A 17,809-nucleotide genomic window follows, 5' to 3' on the forward strand; every position below is an offset into this window, starting at 1 on the left:
TTTTCTTACGATTAGTCAACCTGTATTTTTAGGTTTTTACTGGAGTGAATATCAGAATAAACATATACTTATTATCATGCATAACAAAGACCCCTAATATATACTCGTTTTTTGCTAGGGGTGAGATATGATATGATGAATGAAACTATGATATTAGGCCGTTAACCGATAATCATAGTGTATATCATGTGTAATAAGGTGAAAGAGAAGTTTCAAGAACTTATTTACACATGCAATGGACGCAACTTTATGACATTTGTTATAGGGTTGCGTTTTTAATTTATCGTAATACTCAACAATGTGATTTTGTCCGTAACGTCGTTGTTTAATCATGTTCTGGATGATGAGAAAAAGGAGCTTCCGCAAATGTTTATTTCCACGTTTGTTAATTTTATCTTTATAAAAGGTTTTACCTGATTGAAAACGGCGTATATCAATACCTGCAAATGCATTGAGCTGCTTGTTATTGTTAAAACGAGTAATATCTCCTATTTCAGCCATCAAGCGTACTGCAGTATTCGGGCCAATCCCAGGAAGACTGAGAATGATACCGTATTCTGCACGTTGCTCGGCTATATATACCATCTTGTTAATACAGCATTCTTTTTGGTGAAGAAGCTCTTGATAGCGCTTTGCATATAATTTGAGTTGATCACAAAGAACATCGTTCTCAGAAACAGCCGGATAGGAAGTTTTCGCTATTTCAATTATCTGAATCGCTTTTTTCTCGGCTGTAATATTTGATATTTTTTTATTGGTGTTGGCACGAATACGATTTTTTATGATTGTTTTTGAAAGACCTAAAACACAATCTGGGTGGGGGAATAGTTGAACAAAATTTAAAAACAAATCAGATTTACTGGTAAACATTCTTTCCAATTCAGGAAAAGTTAATTGAATTACTTTGTGCATACGACCACGAATTATCGATAATTCACTGTCCAATTCGCTATACCATCTAGAAAGAGATTTTAGCTGATGGAATGAGTTGATAGTTCCATTAGATACCCTTCGGGTAACTGTGAAGTGAGTGAGAGCTAATCGATGTGCGTCGCTTCGGTCGGTCTTATGAATCCGTAAGGAATCACATTGTAGTTTGGCTTCTAATGGGTTTAATAAACAATACGTATACTGGTTATCTTGCATAAATCGTTCTAGCTGCCTGGAATAGATACCTGTTGATTCGAACACAATTTCAGGTAATTCACCAGTATTATCTGCAAGTTCATGAATTTTTTCTTGTAGCTTTTCGAATTCGGGTTTAGAATGCTTGATTTCACTTTCAAATACACATTGTTTTTGTGCATTATAAATTACCATGTAACTTTTACCCATACTGACGTCAAACGCAATTACGTGTTCCATAAAGTTCCTCCTTAGGTGAAATTGAAGTCTTCAACTTACACTTATCGATTCCCATTTCTTATACACGATCTCGAGGACCAACATACTAAAAACTGATTCAAATAAGGTAAGTGAAGAAGGTCAGTTTATTTTACGGATTCAAGATCCCAAAGCACCCACGACCCTTTCTTCACTTCTACTATATAAAAAATAGTAGTGCGAACCAATGCCTTGGTCTGCACTACTAATCTTAGTATGTTTATTTTGGAGGAGGAAGAACTTTGAAAATGCCATTAACAAAACATTGGTGTATGGATAAACGATGCGGATTCGAAGAGACTTCTCATAAGATACGTGATGGATGGAAATGTCCTAAATGTAATGGACTGATGATGTATCAAATTGTTAAGAAAGATAAGAGACGAGGATAGTCAATGCAACCTCTAACAATACAAGAGATTAATAAACTATACGAACAAGATAATATCATTAAGTTCTATAAGCATCCGTATTGGCGTAAGCACATAAGAATATTAGCGCTCGAGCGAGATAATAGTGAGTGTCAGGAATGCAAGCGCAAAGGTAAGTATAGCAAGGGTAGGAACGTCCATCATATCAAGGAGTTACGTGACAGACCAGACTTAGCTTATACATTAAGTAACCTAGAAACGCTATGTATTCAATGCCATAACAAAGAACATGGTAAAGAGAAGAACATAGTGAAGAAGCGCTGCACGATAGTAGATGAAGAGAGGTGGTAAGTGTGGACAGCCTAACGATACAAGGTAACACATATGACTTGTCTATTATAGATGTCGGAATAGTTGAAGCTACTACAAAAGAAGCTGAGATATACAAACAGTTTCGTGAAGATATCTACACAACATACAAACAGATACGTCACATATGTAATCCAAGAGCATGTGAGAAGACTACACTTGAAACGGTAAAGAAAAGTCTACGTGAACATTGGTTAGAACATTATCTAAATATGAATTTAACAGAAGCTCACATAGTTATTGAATATGCTGAGCTATTCTTTGGTTTAGCTATAAAATAATTTAAGGCAAATTCCCTGAGACACCCCCCGGGTAAAATATAGAAACAATTTTGCTGGGGGACCGAGCAACGCGAGGGGGGATTTCTCTTTTTATTTTCGCGTTACGCGCGTGGGAATAGAAAAAAAGGCAAAAAAAATACCATCCCTTCTCTGGGATGATTAAAATTTTCGATATGTATTTGTAATCAGTGGACCGTCGCCACTGTTTCCTTCTAAGTAAAAATATACATGATTATTCTCGTCTTTACAAGTGTCATTTTTAAAATTAATCTTCGAAAAAATCCAATGAAAAAGCGGGGTGGTGATATTGTGAGCGGAAAACAAAGTAAATATAAATTAGCGTTCAAAGATTTCTTAGAAGGTGTTAAATACAAGGATATCGCGGATAAATATGACGTATCTGTTAGCACTGTTAAATCATGGCGCAGCCGTTATTGGGAAGACATGATAAATGAAAAAGGTCTAAAAAATGTTTCGGAAAAGGTTGCAAAACTTCAAAAAAACAGAGAAAAAACGCTTAGAAATAAAATAAGAGATGATTTATATGAACAACTCGGCACGAACGGTATCATACACGCTCATTTTATGGATTTAGTAGAAGATTATATGTCATTTTGGGATATAAAAAACAGATTGATAGCTGATGTAAAAGATCGCGGTGTATCTGTACTAGGCGCTAATGGATTTATGAAAAAAAACGATAGCATTAACGAGTTGAATAAAACTAACACGCAAATGTTAAAGATTCTTAACGAGTTAGGACTTAAGGCGGTAAGTGAGGATGATGACGATGATGCAGAAGTCTAATCTTCCTTATAAATATCATCCTTTCATTAGTGAGTACATGCATGCTGTGGAAAGCGGATCTATCCGTTCTTGTAATGAACAAAAACAATTAATGACCTTAGTTCGAAAAACTTTAGATGATCCAAATGTTTATGTTGATGTTCAAGCTATTGAGGATAGTGTTAATATCCCAGCTAAATATTTTCCATTCGAATTATTCGCATGGCAACGTTTTGTTAACGCTTGTGTGTTCGGCGTTCGTTATAAGGACACCAACCGTCTTGTTTGGAATCAAATATTAATACTGATGGGACGTGGCGGTGGTAAAAACGGATATGCCGGATATTTAAACTTCTATATGCTATCTAAACAGTTTGGTATAGATAGATATCACATTGAATGGATCGCGACATCTGAAGAACAAGCAAAAACTACATTCGATGACGTGAAGGAAGTAATAGAAAATCCTGCAAATAAGGTTTTAAAGAAATCATTTAGTGCTACAAAGGTACTAATTAAACATAAAACAAACAAATCTCACATGAAATTCAATACTTCTAATGCTAGAACGAAAGATGGACGACGTCCTGGATCAGTTTGGTTCGATGAAATTCATGAATATGAAGATTATAAGTCGATTAAAGTATTCCGTTCAGCCTTGGGTAAAGTTAAAGATGGACGAACTTTCTATTTAACAACGGATGGATATGTCCGTGGTGGCGTTTTGGATGATATGAAAGAGAAGGCTCGAATGATTCTAAGTGGCGAAGTTGAAAGGAGTAAGTTATTCCCCTTCATCTGCAAATTAGACTCCGAAGAAGAAGTCGAAGATATTGCAAACTGGGAAAAAGCCAATCCTTCTATTCGAGATAATATGGAATTATTCGAAACGATGAAAGAAGAATGGGCCGATTGTCAAACCAACATTCCTATGCATGTTGAATTCATGACAAAACGGATGAACATTCCGAAGCAGCTATTTCAACATAAAATCGCTACTTATGAGGATCTTCTTGCAACAGATCAACCTTTACCTGATGATTTACACAAATATGAATGTATTGGTGGTGTAGATTACGCAGAATTACGCGACTTCTGCAGCGTCGGTTTGCTATTCAAACGGCAAGGGAAGCGTTATTGGATTCACCATACCTTTATATGGTATCAGGCATTGAAAATGCAGGATATTAATCAAGATATTATAGATATAGGTGTGGAAAAAGGACTCTTCACCATCGTCTATGATAAAGAAATCGAGCCCAAACGTGTTATCAATTGGTTTTTAGAAAAATCGAAAACATACGACATTAAGCGTATCGCGATTGATAAATTCCGTTCTGTAATCTTGAAACCTTTATTAGAAGAAGCTGGTTTTAACGAAAGAGTTGAGATAGTAAGGCGCGGGCAGTACATTCATGCTATGTTAGACCCATTAATCCAACATCTATTCATAAATCATAATATTGTTTTCCACGACGATCCTGTTATGCGTTGGTATTGCGGGAATGTTTATGTGGACGAACTAGGAAATGGCTCAAAAGAATATAAAAAAATCGACCCTGTCAAAAGAAAAACTGACGGGTTTTTTGCGTTCACACATGCGCTCAATTTCGACGGTGATCTTGAAGACTATGCAGTCGATTTAAACGATATGCAAGTATGGTCATTCTGAGAAAGGGGGTGAAAAAATGGGAATTCGTAATGTTTTTAAAACCTTTTTAGGAAAAAGTGATAATGGAACAGTCCCGGATGTTGATTGTAGTGTGATGACACTTAAAGCTGAAATTGCTTACAAGAAATTGTATGTTAACGCTGCTATCGATTTAATTGCTCGTAGTTTAGTAGCTTGTGATTTTGAAACATATAGAAGTGGCAAGTTAAAAAGAAGTTTGAACTACTACCAATTAAATGTGGCACCAAATAAGAATGAAAATGCCCATGAGTTTTGGTATAAGGTTGTCCATCAGTTAATTTACGAAAAGGAAGCGTTAATTTTACCTATAGGTGAGGAACTGTGGATAGCTGAATCGTTTCATCGTGAAACTACGAATGGTTTTAATGAGTATGTTTATAAAAGTGTTTCGATTAACAATCAGCTTTTAACGAAGGAATTTAGAGAACAAGACGTTCTATACTTGAGCCTTTCTGTAGAGTCAATAAACAACGTGATTAATAGTTTATATAGTTCATATGGACTATTACTAGCTAAAGCGATGTCAGATTACAAAGGCAATGGAAGAATACGTTATTTGTTCAGAGGCCGTTTCATGAATTCGTTAACTGATGAAAACGGAAAAGCTTCGCAAGAACTTTTTGAAGAGAAAGCAAAAGATTATATGAATCCTGAAAAGTTAGCAGCAATCATGTTCTTACCTGACAACGTACAAATGGAAGATCAAAGCAAGGACCCACGTAATTTAGATACGAGGGACATCAAAAACCTTGCAAAAGATATGTTAGATTTCGTGGCAACTGCCTTCCACATTCCTCCTTCATTACTAAGTGGAATAAGTGAAGGTGGCATTTCAACTACCGGTAATCCTACTGGCGATTTAGATAACTTTATCATATTAGCAGTAAGACCAATAGGGGAAATGATTACTAACGAATATAACAAGAAGATGTTCTCTAGAGAGCAATATTTAAGTAAAACATACATTAGATTCAACATGGACAACTTCAAATTGTTCGACCTTACTAAGTTTGCTAATTCCGTTGACAAGCTATTTGCAGTCGGTGGCATGAGCATAAACGATGTATTAGAACGTTTAGGAAAAGAACAAATAAAAGAAGATTGGGCTAATGAACGTTATGTTACTAAGAACTATGAGAGAGCAAGGATAAGCGGAACTATGAAAGGGGGTGAAGATATTGGAAATGGAAAAGATTCAACCGAAGTTCCTAATGATGGACAACAATCAACAGGACAATAATAAATCAGTCATTTATATGTATGGGAATGTTGGTAAAGCTCCTTTCGGTGACATTTCTTCTCAAGGTGTAAGAGAAATGTTAGATGGTGTTACAAATGACATTGAAATTCACATCAATTCAAATGGTGGCGATGCGTTTGAAGGGATTGCAATTTGCAACTACTTAAAAAATCACCCTTCTAATGTAACTGCCGTTATTGATGGTATAGCCGCTTCAGCCGCTTCATTAATTGCGATGGGTGCTAATAAAATCGAAATGCCTTCTAATACCACTATGATGGTACATCGTGCATCGACATATGCATTCGGTAATGCTGACTCATTAGAGAAGCAAGCTAAAATGCTACGTGACGTTGACGAAGCGTTAATTCAATCTTATAACAGCCGTTTTAACGGTGAGTTTTTCCAACTAGAAACACTTCTAGACAACGAAACTTATATGACCGCTGAAAAAGCTAAGTCATTCGGTTTCTGTGACGTAATCACTGATTCAATACAATCAAGTGTGGACAGTGAATCTGTAATTACAAATGAAGTTGAAGAACAACCCATCATCGCATCTATCGAAAACGAAGGTGACAAACGTACTCAAAACGCTGAAAAATCAGCTAACTTTATGGTTTCACTATTAAAATCTATTAAACTGTAGGAGGTAATTTACAATGATTAAAGACTTAGAAACGAAATTTGAAAATCAACAAAATTTAAGTAAGGTTTTAGCATCTGGTTCAGATGAAGAGGTGAATGATGCGTTAGTTGCATTCGCTCAAGGTATTCAAGAAAAAATTTTAGCACAAGCATCAGTACAATCTAGCGATCAAGCTATCTTAGCTGCTCGTGGTGGACGTGCTTTAACTAGTCAAGAAACGAAATACTACAATGAAGTAATTGCAGGTAACTCTTTTGCTGGTACTGAAGCATTAGTACCACCAACTGTTATCGAACGAGTATTTGAAGACTTAGTTCAAAATCATGAATTATTATCTGAAATTACATTTGTTAACGTCGGTGCTTTAACTGAATGGATTCTGAAAAAAGGTGATATCCAAACTGCCTTCTGGGGTAAATTGTGCGCGGCTCACAAAGAACTTTTAGATGAAGGTTTCGAAACGATTAAAATTGAGGAATACAAATTATCAGCATTTATGCCTGTATGTAAAGCAATGTTAGACCTTGGCCCGACTTGGTTAGATCGCTACGTTCGAACTGTATTAGTTGAATCTTTAAAAATCGCTTTAGAATTAGCTATCGTTCGTGGTACTGGTAAAGATCAACCTGTAGGCATGATGAAAGATTTATTAACTGTTACAGGGGGCGTACATGCTGATAAAGCCGATACTGGTAAGTTAAAAGACCTTAATCCTTACACTTTAGGTAATATCATGGCTCTACTTACTAAAGATGGTAAACGTAATCCATCTAATGTGTTACTAATCGTTAACCCTGTAGACTACTGGTCTAAAATTTATGGTTATACTACACGACCTAACATGGATGGAACTTACACTTATAACGTTCTTCCGATTCCAGGTAAAATCGTTAAATCAAATGCTGTTCCTAAAGGTAAATTAATCGCTGGTATGGCAAAAGATTACTTCCTTGGATTAGGTGGAGCACAACGTTTAGACGTTTACGATCAAACACGCGCTATCGAAGACGAAGATTTATACATCGCTAAAATGTACGCTAATGGTCGTGCTGAAGAAAATGAATCATTCTTAGTTTATGATATTTCTGAAATGAAAGACCCAGGTACAGCGGTGACTACTCCAGCACCTACTAAATAGGGAGTGATCCTTTATGAGTGACAATCAATCACAGGCGACGTTACAGTCGCCTTTTGATTTGTTAGAAGATGTAAAACATGCACTAGCAATCACTTGGGATGAAGAAGACAAGGACATCATAAAGCTTATAGATCGTTCCGTTTATTTTATCAATGATTTAGTAGGCGCTGAACTTGATCTAGCCGTCAATTTATCCGCAAGAGAGCTAGTTATTAACCGTATTCGTTATGAATATAACAATGTGTTAGACAGTTTCGAAAGTAACTTCAGACAACCACTTTCACGATTGATATTACATGTCGCAATCGATGAAAGGAAGAAGAATAATGGCAATTGAACAACATAGAAAAACATTTAATGATGGATTTATTAGCGTTAAGGAAAGTAAAACGATCCGGAATAGCGCTAAAAAAGTAATCGGACGTGAAAATGTCGAGATTATCAGACTTAGATTTTCGGAACTTTCGTGCCGTGAAGTTGATATTCAATTCGCTGAAAGTATAGATAAAAAGTTAGATATGAAAATTGAAACGTTATACGCTCCTATGTTCAAGAATAAGGATGTGGACAGCCTAATAATTGAATTACGAGGACATTCTTATAGCATCATTAAAGCGGATCGTTTTAAAAATAGCATGTATTTATACTTGCAAAAGGTAGGTGGTCTAGATGACACTGAATGATTTAATTGAAAAGTTTAATAGTAAACTAGTCCAGCATTTAGAGTCTTTCTTCCACACTGTAGAAGTATACCAGGACTCAGTTCAGGAGGATGAAGCGAATCTATCCACAATCAACCATGTTGTATTTGAAACAGGTGGGTTTGTTAGAGCGGGGGCAAGCGCATTTACACAAGATGTAACAGTTTATTATTTTTCGGAAAATCGTGAGGACTTAGATGTATTGCAAGTTGAGTTTATGAGTTCACTAAGTAAAACTGGCCACACATGTAATAAATCGCTCAAAGAAAAAATGAGGAAGAAAGATACAGAGTTTTTTGTTGATGTATTAACATTCGAGCTTACAAGGAATGTAAAATATGCCTGCAAATTTTAGTGTTGATGCTTCTAAATTTGAATCTTTGCAAAGAAACATTGAGCGATTACCAAACGTTGCGGAAAAGATAATAAATGAAGATTTAAAGTCTAGAATTGCACCAGTAATGAAAAAGTCAGTTCTTGGCTTAATGCCTATATCGAATAGAAAGAAAGCCCACGCTAAACTATATCAATCTATTAATGACGATAACAAAGAGAATTTAACGTTAACATTAAAACCAAAATCGAAATATAGATATTTAGTTTTCCCTGATTTGGGATTAGGTACAAGTAAGAAAAAGGCGGCCAAAAAGTTCATGGAGCGTGGTGTGGATAAAAAGGTCGATTACTCTATTGAGGAATTAAATAAATCTTTAATAGAAGAAATAAATAAAACTTTAGGAGGGCAATAATATGCCAGTTACAGTTGATGTATTTGATGCGGTCGAGATTAAAAATGCTAGTGTACTTTTTAAAGGTGAACATGTAACTGACCCATTCGGTTGTGTAGGTAAATTAGATGCAGAAACAGAAATTAAATCAGTTGAAAAGAAATGCGGCGGCTTTACTCAAAAGAAAAAATCAAAACCAACACAAATGAATGTAAAAATTAGCGGTCACATGCAATTAAAGGTTATTCGTAACATTTTTGGTATTACAAACGAAGGGTTGATCGATGGCGTTTACTCATATGGTATTGACAGCTTAGGAAAAGATTTTGCGTTCGTTGCGGAAGAGCTTGACATATTCGAAGAAAACACGCGTTTAATCGCATTCCCTAATTGTACAAGTGCAACAGGTTTTGTTAAGAGTGTAGAAAACGGTGCTGAAGAACTAGCCGAAGTAGAATTAGAAGTAACAGCGTTATCTGACGAATTCGGTCGTTTCTATTATGAAGGTATCGAACTACCGGAAACAGTTGCAAAAGAATGGATGACAAAATTTGATTCGGCTAAATTACGAAAAACAGCACAAACAAAATAAATTCTATCAAAGGTGCTCTTTATGAGTGCCTTTTAATTTTGATTATAGGGAGAGAAATTACATGACAAAAGAAATTACGTTATCAAATGGTGAAGTAGTGAAGGCGAATCCTAACTTAACAGCTTTAACATTATTCAAATTAGAAAAAGAAGGCATTATCGATAAAGGATTTTTAAGTACTTTATTAAACGCTGGCGGAATTCAGAACATTGATTTATTAGATACGTTCCGTATTGTTTATGCGGCTTATCGTCAAGCAAATCCTACTGGATATATGGAATTTGAAGCATTCATGGAAGTATATGAAGTTGATATGTCAGAGGCGTTCGATTATTTCGGTGCAGTTATGAAAAAAGAAGCTAAAAACAACATGGCAAAAGGTTTTCAACAAAAAGCCGGAAAAAAGGCTTAAAACTTCCTAAATTCGAAATTGAATTCGTTGTGGACTTATACAGTCTATACGTATTTATTTTTGAAATATCGGAAAGTGACTTTTGGAATTTACCCTTAAGGGATGTTCAAAGAATAGCAGAAAACAAAAGTGCTTACGAAGGGTGGAAAGCCTATATCCAAGAAAAGGAGAGTGGAAAATAAATGGCTACTCCTTCAAAAGAAACCATAATTAAATTTAAGGCTGACACCGCTGATTATAAATCTAAGATAAACGAAATGAATCAGGCGAATAGAGCCTTAACACAAGAGTTAAAGTTAGCTCAAACACAAATGAAGTTAACCGGAACTGATGTTGATAAATATAAGACTTCGTTATCCACACTTGAGAAGCAATATGATATCGCTAAAAACAAAACAAGAGAGACAGCGGAACAACTTCAAAGAACAAAACAAGTGTGGGGAGAAAATGCAACAGAAACAAAGAAGGCTGAAGAAGCGTTACGACGTGCACAAATTGCTGAAACTGAAATTTCTAACAAAATAAAAACTACTACCGAATCATTAAAAGAAGCTAAACAAGCTGAAGCATTACGAAATAGTGAAATAGGTAAGTCAAAGCAAGCGTTAGAAGGTTTGAAAACGGCCCATTCCAGTTTAAAAACTGAAGCTGATAAATTAAAATCGGCGTACGATCTCCAAGCAGCTTCACTAGGAAAGAACGCTTCGGAAACTTCCAAGGCGAAATTACAATATGACTATTTAAAGCAAGCGCAACAAAACGCTGGTGAACAGTCTCGAAATTTAGCGCAACAATTAAATAATGCTAAAACTGCATTCGGCGCTGGATCTGAAGAAGTTAAAAGGTTAGAAACCGAATTAAATAGGGCAAGACAAGCTGAAATTGAACTAGGCAGAGAAACGCAAGCTCTAGAAAGAAGAGTTGGAGACAGCTTTAAAACAGCTAAATCACACGTTCAAGAATTCGGTAACAAAGTAAAAGAAGTCGGTCAAAGTGTTTCTAGTGTAGGAAAAGACATGTCAATGAAAGTGACAGCTCCTATAGCTGGCGCCATGGGTTACGCTGCAAAAGAAGCATCGAAATTCCAACATGAAATGGCTGATATTCGAAAAGAGGTAAACGCAACAGGGTTAACTTCTCAACAAGTTAACGACGTTATGAGCAGAATGTGGGATAGTTCCCTTGCTAACTCTCAAAAGTTTGGTGTTAGTACCGAAAAAATAAATGAAGGTTTACTTGTGCTAGTTAAAGACGGTTACACAGCAGAAGAAGCGATGCGAATCATGACTGTTTCTCTCCATACTGCCCGTGGCGCGAATGAAGATTTATCAAAAACTGTGGACGGATTAGGATCTGCTTATGAAGCTACAGGACAAAAAACAAATAACGCTGAGCAGAATATAGCTGGTATCAATAAGATGGCTGACATATTCGCTTATACAGCTAACCATACAAAAGCTAGCGTTCATTCTCTAACAGAAGCAATGTCAATTATTGGGCCAACTGCAAATTCAGCTGGACAAGATTTATCAACAACCGCTTCTGCTGTAGGTTTATTACAATCTAATGGTATTGAAGCGTCTGTAGCGGCAAGGGCTTTGAAATCTGGTTTCGTTAACTTAACTAAGCCAACAAAAGCAATGTCTAAAGCTATGGCGAAAATGGGATTCAGTGCATTTGATGCAAACGGACAAATGAAACAATTACCTCAAGTCATGGACGAACTTGAACACGGTTTACAAGGAATGACACAAGAACAACAAAACGCTACAATCGCTACAATATTCGGTAAAGAACATTTAGCATCGTGGCAAATACTTGTTCATAGTGGCGGCGAAAAGCTTAAAAAAATGTCTGATGATGCCCGGAATGCTACCGGAGAGGTTAAACATTTATCTGAACAAATGGAGAACACACCGGAAAATAAATTCAAAGAATTACAACAAACACTTCATACTTTAGCCGTACAATTCGGGACTGAAATATTACCTGCGTTAATGCCTGTTGTTGAAAAATTAAAAGAATTAATGGACTGGATTTCTAAACTTGATCCTAAAACTAAACAAACAATCGTAATTATTGCGGCATTAGCGGCGGCAATTGGCCCGTTATTAATAGTCATAGGAGCTACGATAACAGCCATAGGGACGATAATAACCGCCGTCGGTTCGGTAATTGGTTTTATCGGTACTCTAATAGGTTGGATTTCAGCTATAGCTGAAGCGATAGGGATAGTAGTCACCGTAATAGCTGCATTTGTTGGCGCTCCTGTCGCATTAGTTGTAGCCGCAATAGCTGCAATAATAGCAGCAGTCGTAGCAGTTATAGCTATATTTAACAACTGGGGAGGTATTACAGATTGGCTTAAAGAAAAATGGAGCCAATTTTCAACATGGATGTCAGAATTGTGGACAACAATTAGCGATGCTTGTTCTAAAGGTTGGGATAATGTAACCCAATCGATTCAAATGGCATGGGATATGATATCGCAATGGTTTAGTCAACAATGGGAAGAGTTTAAAAATAATTGGAATAACTTTTGGGCTGAAGTTGGCAACATAGCAAATGAAATGTGGACAGCAACGATTGAATGGTTTTCAAGTACATGGGATTCGTTCAAACAAATTTGTTCTGACGCATGGGAAGCTGTAAAATCAGGTTTCTCAGCATTCTGGGAAGGTTTGAAAGAGATCGCGCAAATAGCTTGGAATATTCTATTCCAAATCATAACATTCCCTTTACAGTTGTTATTAACTGCTTTCATTTTAGGATGGGAATTAATAAAAGAACCGGTAACACAATTCTGGGAATGGATTAAACCTTACATCGAAGAAGCTTGGAATGCTATTTCCTCTACTTTTATAGAATATAGAGATATGTTAGTTAACACTATCACAGAATTGTGGAATGCAATCACAAGTGCAACCAGTACAGCGTGGGATTGGATTACTAATATAATCTGTGAAGCATGGCAATGGATCACTGATACTGTAAATGAATTTTTGGGTCCTATAAAACTTAAAATACAGGAATGTTGGAATTACGTATTAAATATAACATCAAAGGCGTGGAACGCGGTTTCGACGTTTATTTCTGATGTTTGGAATGAGATTGTTGGATATATTAGGAACAAGATAAATAAAGCAACAGATACTGTTACAAGCGGTTGGACTTCAACTAAAAATACAACATCCAACAAATGGAATGAAATAACTTCTACTATTTCGAGAGTTTGGAATACGATAACTTCGAATATTAGTAATGCAGTAAATGAAGTGAAAAGCAGAATTGAAGGCGCTTGGAATGTAGTTTATGCCATAACTTCTGGTATTTGGAACAATGTCGTATCTAATGTAACTGGCGCTTGGGATAGGTTGTCTTCTGGCGTGTCTGGAACATTCAATTATATCTCTAACATCGTGCGTAGCAATTGGAGTTATGTTTCAGATATCCTTCAAAGTGTTTACAAACCGATTAATAGTGTAGTTGGTTTCTTTTATGATCTTTGGAATTCTATTATAAGAGTAATGAACGGTATTATCGATACGGTTACAAGAGCGTGGAATAAAGCTGGTGGCATTTTAAACAAATTAAATCCATTTAGCAGTTCTTATTCTATAAGTGTTAACGATAATACAGGAAATCAAGGAATTGCCCCAGCATCATTCGCCGCGCCTGCATCGTTCGCCGCGCCAAGGGCATTAGCTGTTAATTTAAATCAAGGCGTTCCATTAGCTCCATTCTCTTCTGGAGGTGCACTAGGAGATACGGTACAAAGGATTATTAAAACAATAGGTGGCAATGGTATTCTTTCTAATTTACCTAACATTGTTAACAATTCATTGTCATTGAGTAAAGGTGTTAACGCTAATCAGCAACAACAACCACAAGAAATTAAAAATGAAGTGACTTTTAATACAACTGTTAAAAATGAAAGTGATCTAAATAAAATGTTTGAAAAAGCTGATGATTGGTTTGCAAAGAAAGGACAAATGTTAAATATCGGTATAGGGAGGGCGCGACGTGGTTGATATTCGAATAAATGAAATATTAGGACGTGACTATCTTCTTTGTATGGTAGAGCGCCCTGACATACCAACAGCAAAAGAAAAAATAGAGTTTATTGAAGTTCCTGGTAGAGAAAACGGATCATTAACAAAGAAAAATGGTTATGAAGACGTTACTTTCAAGATTGACTTTAACTTGTTAGAAGATTATAACATCAAACCATTGTTACGACGTATAAAAGCGTGGCTATTGAACGCTAAAACCCTTTCTTTTACAGATGATAACGTTTATAGAAAAATAAAAAGTGTGGAAATAGGTAGTATCGCTAATGAAATAGAAGAATATGGACAATTCGAAGTTACTTTTGTAGCTGATCCATTCGAATACGCTATTCTACAACCTTTGGAAATAACTAAGACAACTACTCTTGTAAACTCGGGCACTAAGTATTCATTACCTAAAATAACGATTTATGGTAGTGGATCAATTACTGTTACGATAAATGATGTTTCATTCTTAATTAAAAATGTAAATAGTTCAGTAGTAATTGATTCCGAGTTAAAAGAAGCATATTCGAACACTACGCCGATGAATAGTAATATGATCGGTAATTTTCCCACATTCTCTGAAGGTGCAAACACAATAAAATGGACTGGAACTGTTACAAAGTTACAAATTGACCCGAGGTGGCGTTACTTATGATTACATTATATAAACCAACTGAAACGGATTTTACTCACAATGGTATAGGTATTTTAGACGATAATATTTACGATGCAGTTATTGAAGAAGAATTAAATGGTTTATATGTCTTAAGTTTTAAATATCCGTTATTCGCTCCGCATGGATTAGAAATAGGTGGTCAATGTTTAATCAAAGCGCCAACACCTGATGGCAATCAATTGTTTCGTGTAGCACGACCTGCACCTTCTATGGGTGAATTACACGTATTTTGTTATCACGTATTCTATGATCTCGTTGATAACTTGATTGAAGATACATTTATTCAAGAAAAGGGCGGACAAGCAGCATTACAACAAATGAAAGAACGTATGCAATATAACACTAATTTTAATTTCATTAGTGATATCAATACAATTTCTAGTTCTCGTTTGGTTAGAAAAAACCCAGTGGAAGCAATACTTGATAACAGCCAGGACAACTCTTTTCTTAGTCGTTGGGGCGGGGAATTAAAAAGGGATAATTTCACCGTCCACATGCTAAGAGAACGTGGAAAAGATCGAGGTGTTGTTATTCAACACAAAAAAGATTTATTAGGATATGAAGGCGATGTTGATTGGCAAGGTGTTATAACTCGAATGATGCCTAAAGGTTTTGATGGACTACTGTTACCAGAAAAGTACGTGGAAAGCTATAACGCTAGTAAATATATTAAACCTAAAATTAGAGTTGTTGAATTTGAACACATTAAAGCAGCTATTGGTGATTATGCTGACGACAAAGACGCAGTTCCGTTACCACAAGCATATGAAATGTTACGCAATGCCGCAAAAAAAATGTACGATGAACAACATGTTGATTATCCAAAAGCGACATATAAAGTAGAGTTTCAAGAGCTATCTCAAACTGAAGAGTATAAAGATTTGGCGGTATTACAACGTGTATATATGGGAGATACAGTAACAGTTATACATGAAGAAGACGGTTTCGAAATTGAAGCTAAAGTTAATCATTACAAATACGACCCGATCAATGAAGAGTATATCGAATTGACATTAGGCAATTTTAAAGAGTCATTCGTTGATATAACAGGCAGAGTTGATAATGTTGAGAATAACTTCAATGATATTAGAGATAGCGTCAATGGTATTAAAAACAACGTTAAAGGAATGGAAAAATCAATATTAGAACAAGCACGCGAAAATGCTACGAATTTAATCAATAGCGGTTTCGGTGGCCATGTTCGTATATATCCAGAAAGAATTTTGATTATGGATACAGCTGATGAAAGAACCGCTAAAAAAGTGTGGCAATGGAATATCAATGGATTTGGTTATTCTTCCACAGGCATTAATGGACCTTATAATACGGCAATCACAATGGATGGAAGGATTGTCGCTGATTTCATTACAACGGGTGTACTAAACGGTAACTTAGTACGTGGTGGAGAGATAGTTGGTTCTACAGTACGGACAGACAACGGTACTAACTATGTACACATCCAAAAACAATTCATACGCTTGATGGAATCGAATTTAACGCGAATGTTTATTGGTTATTACAAAAGAGCTGTTGATAGCCAAATACAACCAACAATACTTATGCATGATGATGTGGATACATCACGTTTCCGCGATGGTACTTTAACAATATCTCAATTCCCAGTGAAAGGAGAAAATTACTATACCGGTAGCTTTGGTATTGTTAAAGGTTATGATGCGGATCAAACTCCACATTATTGCGCTAAATTAAATGTGGATACAAAAGGGGATGTATCTCTTAATGGAGATAACTATATTTATATTACTGGTAATAACGGAGTCACCCTAAGGTCTGATAAACAATTGAGTGCTTATACTAATACAATTCGTTTAGATTCTGTTAGCCACGTAGATATTCTTACTGGTGGGGCTTTGTTTATGAAAAGTAATCAGAATACAGAGATCAATTCTGGTGGGCATACAATTATCACTTCTGGAAAAGGTATAAGTCAGTATGCAAAAAATGGATCATATTGGGTTGAAGTAGCCAACGGTGCTACCTTCACAGTATCTAATCCATCGAACGCATTTTGGGTAGACTCTGCTGGTGGAATAACATTAAAAGGTGGATCTAAATCCGTATGGATGGACAGTCAGTCTTCCATTGTATTCAACTTAAAAGGTAAAAATATGCTTGATATAGTTGCAACGCCCAACGCTGAAACAGACCTTCGATTCCAAACAGTAATGCTACGAAATGGTAACGTTGAGGGATATAAAACACTTCAAGTTAAAAATGGAACAGGGGATGCCTTTAATGCTGTTACGGCATCAGCTTTCCAAACAGCATCGAAACGTGAATACAAAACAAATATTCGTGATGTGCAGTTTAGCGCAATAGAAAAAATTATGGCACTTCAAATCCAACAATACAACTTGAAAACAGATATAGAAGACTTATATGAGAAGCGAATGAATCGTGTTGAAGGTGATCCAATCCTTACAACAAAGGATATAGAAACTCACTATGGGTGGATTGCAGATGATGAAAATACTCCTGAGTGTTTTGTTACAAAAACAAGAAATGCAGCTGAAATATATTCTTCAGTAGCAATTCAAATAAAGGCATTTCAAGAAGAAAAACAAGCGAAAGATGCTGAAATTCAAGAGTTAAAAGAAGAAAATAAACAAATGAACCGTAGAATTGAAGTTTTAGAACAACTGTTACTTCAAAATTTAAATGATAAGAAACCAGAGCAGCCATAAGCTGTTTTTATTTTGTACAAAATACGGCTT

At 35.9% G+C, this 17,809-nt stretch carries 18 protein-coding genes; 17 read left to right on the forward strand and 1 reads right to left on the reverse strand.

Annotation, left to right across the window (positions count from 1 at the left end; translation table 11 throughout):
- Window positions 1–153: 153 nt before the first annotated feature.
- The gene (locus ACTJJY_RS27375; RefSeq protein ID WP_440605350.1) at window positions 154–1,365 is read right to left on the reverse strand and encodes an IS110 family transposase; all 1,212 of its coding nucleotides are present in this window, start codon (window positions 1,363–1,365) and stop codon (window positions 154–156) included.
- A gap of 260 nt (window positions 1,366–1,625) precedes the next feature.
- Here ACTJJY_RS27375 and ACTJJY_RS27380 point away from each other — a divergent pair, with 260 nt between their 5' ends.
- From ACTJJY_RS27380 to ACTJJY_RS27460, 17 genes are all read left to right on the forward strand, one after another.
- The gene (locus ACTJJY_RS27380) at window positions 1,626–1,775 is read left to right on the forward strand and encodes a hypothetical protein (RefSeq protein WP_157418283.1); all 150 of its coding nucleotides are present in this window, start codon (window positions 1,626–1,628) and stop codon (window positions 1,773–1,775) included.
- 3 nt (window positions 1,776–1,778) lie between these two features.
- A complete protein-coding gene (locus ACTJJY_RS27385) occupies window positions 1,779–2,105 on the forward strand; it encodes an HNH endonuclease signature motif containing protein (protein ID WP_076872697.1) in 327 nt (108 codons plus the stop codon).
- A gap of 2 nt (window positions 2,106–2,107) precedes the next feature.
- Complete coding sequence (locus ACTJJY_RS27390; RefSeq protein ID WP_097923811.1) at window positions 2,108–2,404, forward strand: hypothetical protein; 297 nt, start codon at window positions 2,108–2,110, stop codon at window positions 2,402–2,404.
- 309 nt (window positions 2,405–2,713) lie between these two features.
- Window positions 2,714–3,211 (forward strand): P27 family phage terminase small subunit, encoded by a 498-nt coding sequence (locus ACTJJY_RS27395; protein ID WP_440607086.1) that lies wholly within the window; start codon window positions 2,714–2,716, stop codon window positions 3,209–3,211.
- Complete coding sequence (locus ACTJJY_RS27400) at window positions 3,186–4,862, forward strand: terminase TerL endonuclease subunit (protein WP_335390636.1); 1,677 nt, start codon at window positions 3,186–3,188, stop codon at window positions 4,860–4,862. Before ACTJJY_RS27395 ends, ACTJJY_RS27400 begins: the two co-directional genes overlap by 26 nt.
- A 16-nt stretch (window positions 4,863–4,878) precedes the next feature.
- Complete coding sequence (locus tag ACTJJY_RS27405) at window positions 4,879–6,123, forward strand: phage portal protein (RefSeq protein ID WP_440607064.1); 1,245 nt, start codon at window positions 4,879–4,881, stop codon at window positions 6,121–6,123.
- Window positions 6,124–6,139: 16 nt separating this feature from the next.
- Window positions 6,140–6,772, forward strand: a complete 633-nt coding sequence (locus ACTJJY_RS27410; protein WP_003272656.1) for a head maturation protease, ClpP-related — start codon at window positions 6,140–6,142, stop codon at window positions 6,770–6,772.
- A 13-nt stretch (window positions 6,773–6,785) separates the two neighbouring features.
- A complete protein-coding gene (locus ACTJJY_RS27415) occupies window positions 6,786–7,910 on the forward strand; it encodes a phage major capsid protein (protein WP_000588590.1) in 1,125 nt (374 codons plus the stop codon).
- Window positions 7,911–7,923: 13 nt separating this feature from the next.
- A complete protein-coding gene (locus tag ACTJJY_RS27420; RefSeq protein WP_098566951.1) occupies window positions 7,924–8,247 on the forward strand; it encodes a hypothetical protein in 324 nt (107 codons plus the stop codon).
- On the forward strand, window positions 8,237–8,593 hold the full coding sequence (locus ACTJJY_RS27425) for a hypothetical protein (protein WP_000963758.1): 357 nt from the start codon (window positions 8,237–8,239) through the stop codon (window positions 8,591–8,593). Before ACTJJY_RS27420 ends, ACTJJY_RS27425 begins: the two co-directional genes overlap by 11 nt.
- The gene (locus tag ACTJJY_RS27430; RefSeq protein ID WP_440607065.1) at window positions 8,580–8,966 is read left to right on the forward strand and encodes a hypothetical protein; all 387 of its coding nucleotides are present in this window, start codon (window positions 8,580–8,582) and stop codon (window positions 8,964–8,966) included. The genes ACTJJY_RS27425 and ACTJJY_RS27430 overlap by 14 nt, the downstream gene beginning before the upstream one ends.
- Window positions 8,950–9,360, forward strand: coding sequence for a hypothetical protein (locus ACTJJY_RS27435; protein WP_001111193.1), 411 nt, complete (start codon window positions 8,950–8,952; stop codon window positions 9,358–9,360). The genes ACTJJY_RS27430 and ACTJJY_RS27435 overlap by 17 nt, the downstream gene beginning before the upstream one ends.
- A gap of 1 nt (window position 9,361) precedes the next feature.
- Entirely contained in the window at window positions 9,362–9,931 is a 570-nt protein-coding gene (locus tag ACTJJY_RS27440; RefSeq protein ID WP_001145608.1) for a hypothetical protein, read from the forward strand.
- Between the two features lie 61 nt (window positions 9,932–9,992).
- Window positions 9,993–10,343 (forward strand): hypothetical protein, encoded by a 351-nt coding sequence (locus ACTJJY_RS27445; RefSeq protein ID WP_000159510.1) that lies wholly within the window; start codon window positions 9,993–9,995, stop codon window positions 10,341–10,343.
- A 182-nt stretch (window positions 10,344–10,525) separates the two neighbouring features.
- The gene (locus ACTJJY_RS27450; RefSeq protein ID WP_440607066.1) at window positions 10,526–14,374 is read left to right on the forward strand and encodes a phage tail tape measure protein; all 3,849 of its coding nucleotides are present in this window, start codon (window positions 10,526–10,528) and stop codon (window positions 14,372–14,374) included.
- Window positions 14,367–15,053: a hypothetical protein gene (locus tag ACTJJY_RS27455; protein ID WP_000227695.1), complete on the forward strand. Its 687-nt coding sequence runs from the start codon at window positions 14,367–14,369 to the stop codon at window positions 15,051–15,053. The genes ACTJJY_RS27450 and ACTJJY_RS27455 overlap by 8 nt, the downstream gene beginning before the upstream one ends.
- Complete coding sequence (locus tag ACTJJY_RS27460) at window positions 15,050–17,779, forward strand: phage tail spike protein (RefSeq protein WP_440607067.1); 2,730 nt, start codon at window positions 15,050–15,052, stop codon at window positions 17,777–17,779. The genes ACTJJY_RS27455 and ACTJJY_RS27460 overlap by 4 nt, the downstream gene beginning before the upstream one ends.
- Window positions 17,780–17,809: the final 30 nt, after the last annotated feature.

The organism is Bacillus sp. 22475, assembly GCF_052044835.1.
Classification (GTDB): Bacteria; Bacillota; Bacilli; order Bacillales; family Bacillaceae_G; genus Bacillus_A; species Bacillus_A cereus.

Bases quoted from the DNA above. Each gene is read 5' to 3' on its own strand.
- ACTJJY_RS27460 (WP_440607067.1), top strand. From the start codon at position 15,050: ATGATTACATTATATAAACCAACTGAAACGGATTTTACTCACAATGGT.
- ACTJJY_RS27375 (WP_440605350.1), bottom strand. From the start codon at position 1,365: ATGGAACACGTAATTGCGTTTGACGTCAGTATGGGTAAAAGTTACATG.
- ACTJJY_RS27440 (WP_001145608.1), top strand. From the start codon at position 9,362: ATGCCAGTTACAGTTGATGTATTTGATGCGGTCGAGATTAAAAATGCT.
- ACTJJY_RS27405 (WP_440607064.1), top strand. From the start codon at position 4,879: ATGGGAATTCGTAATGTTTTTAAAACCTTTTTAGGAAAAAGTGATAAT.
- ACTJJY_RS27435 (WP_001111193.1), top strand. From the start codon at position 8,950: ATGCCTGCAAATTTTAGTGTTGATGCTTCTAAATTTGAATCTTTGCAA.
- ACTJJY_RS27425 (WP_000963758.1), top strand. From the start codon at position 8,237: ATGGCAATTGAACAACATAGAAAAACATTTAATGATGGATTTATTAGC.
- ACTJJY_RS27450 (WP_440607066.1), top strand. From the start codon at position 10,526: ATGGCTACTCCTTCAAAAGAAACCATAATTAAATTTAAGGCTGACACC.
- ACTJJY_RS27445 (WP_000159510.1), top strand. From the start codon at position 9,993: ATGACAAAAGAAATTACGTTATCAAATGGTGAAGTAGTGAAGGCGAAT.
- ACTJJY_RS27415 (WP_000588590.1), top strand. From the start codon at position 6,786: ATGATTAAAGACTTAGAAACGAAATTTGAAAATCAACAAAATTTAAGT.
- ACTJJY_RS27410 (WP_003272656.1), top strand. From the start codon at position 6,140: ATGTATGGGAATGTTGGTAAAGCTCCTTTCGGTGACATTTCTTCTCAA.
- ACTJJY_RS27430 (WP_440607065.1), top strand. From the start codon at position 8,580: ATGACACTGAATGATTTAATTGAAAAGTTTAATAGTAAACTAGTCCAG.
- ACTJJY_RS27400 (WP_335390636.1), top strand. From the start codon at position 3,186: ATGATGACGATGATGCAGAAGTCTAATCTTCCTTATAAATATCATCCT.
- ACTJJY_RS27385 (WP_076872697.1), top strand. From the start codon at position 1,779: ATGCAACCTCTAACAATACAAGAGATTAATAAACTATACGAACAAGAT.
- ACTJJY_RS27420 (WP_098566951.1), top strand. From the start codon at position 7,924: ATGAGTGACAATCAATCACAGGCGACGTTACAGTCGCCTTTTGATTTG.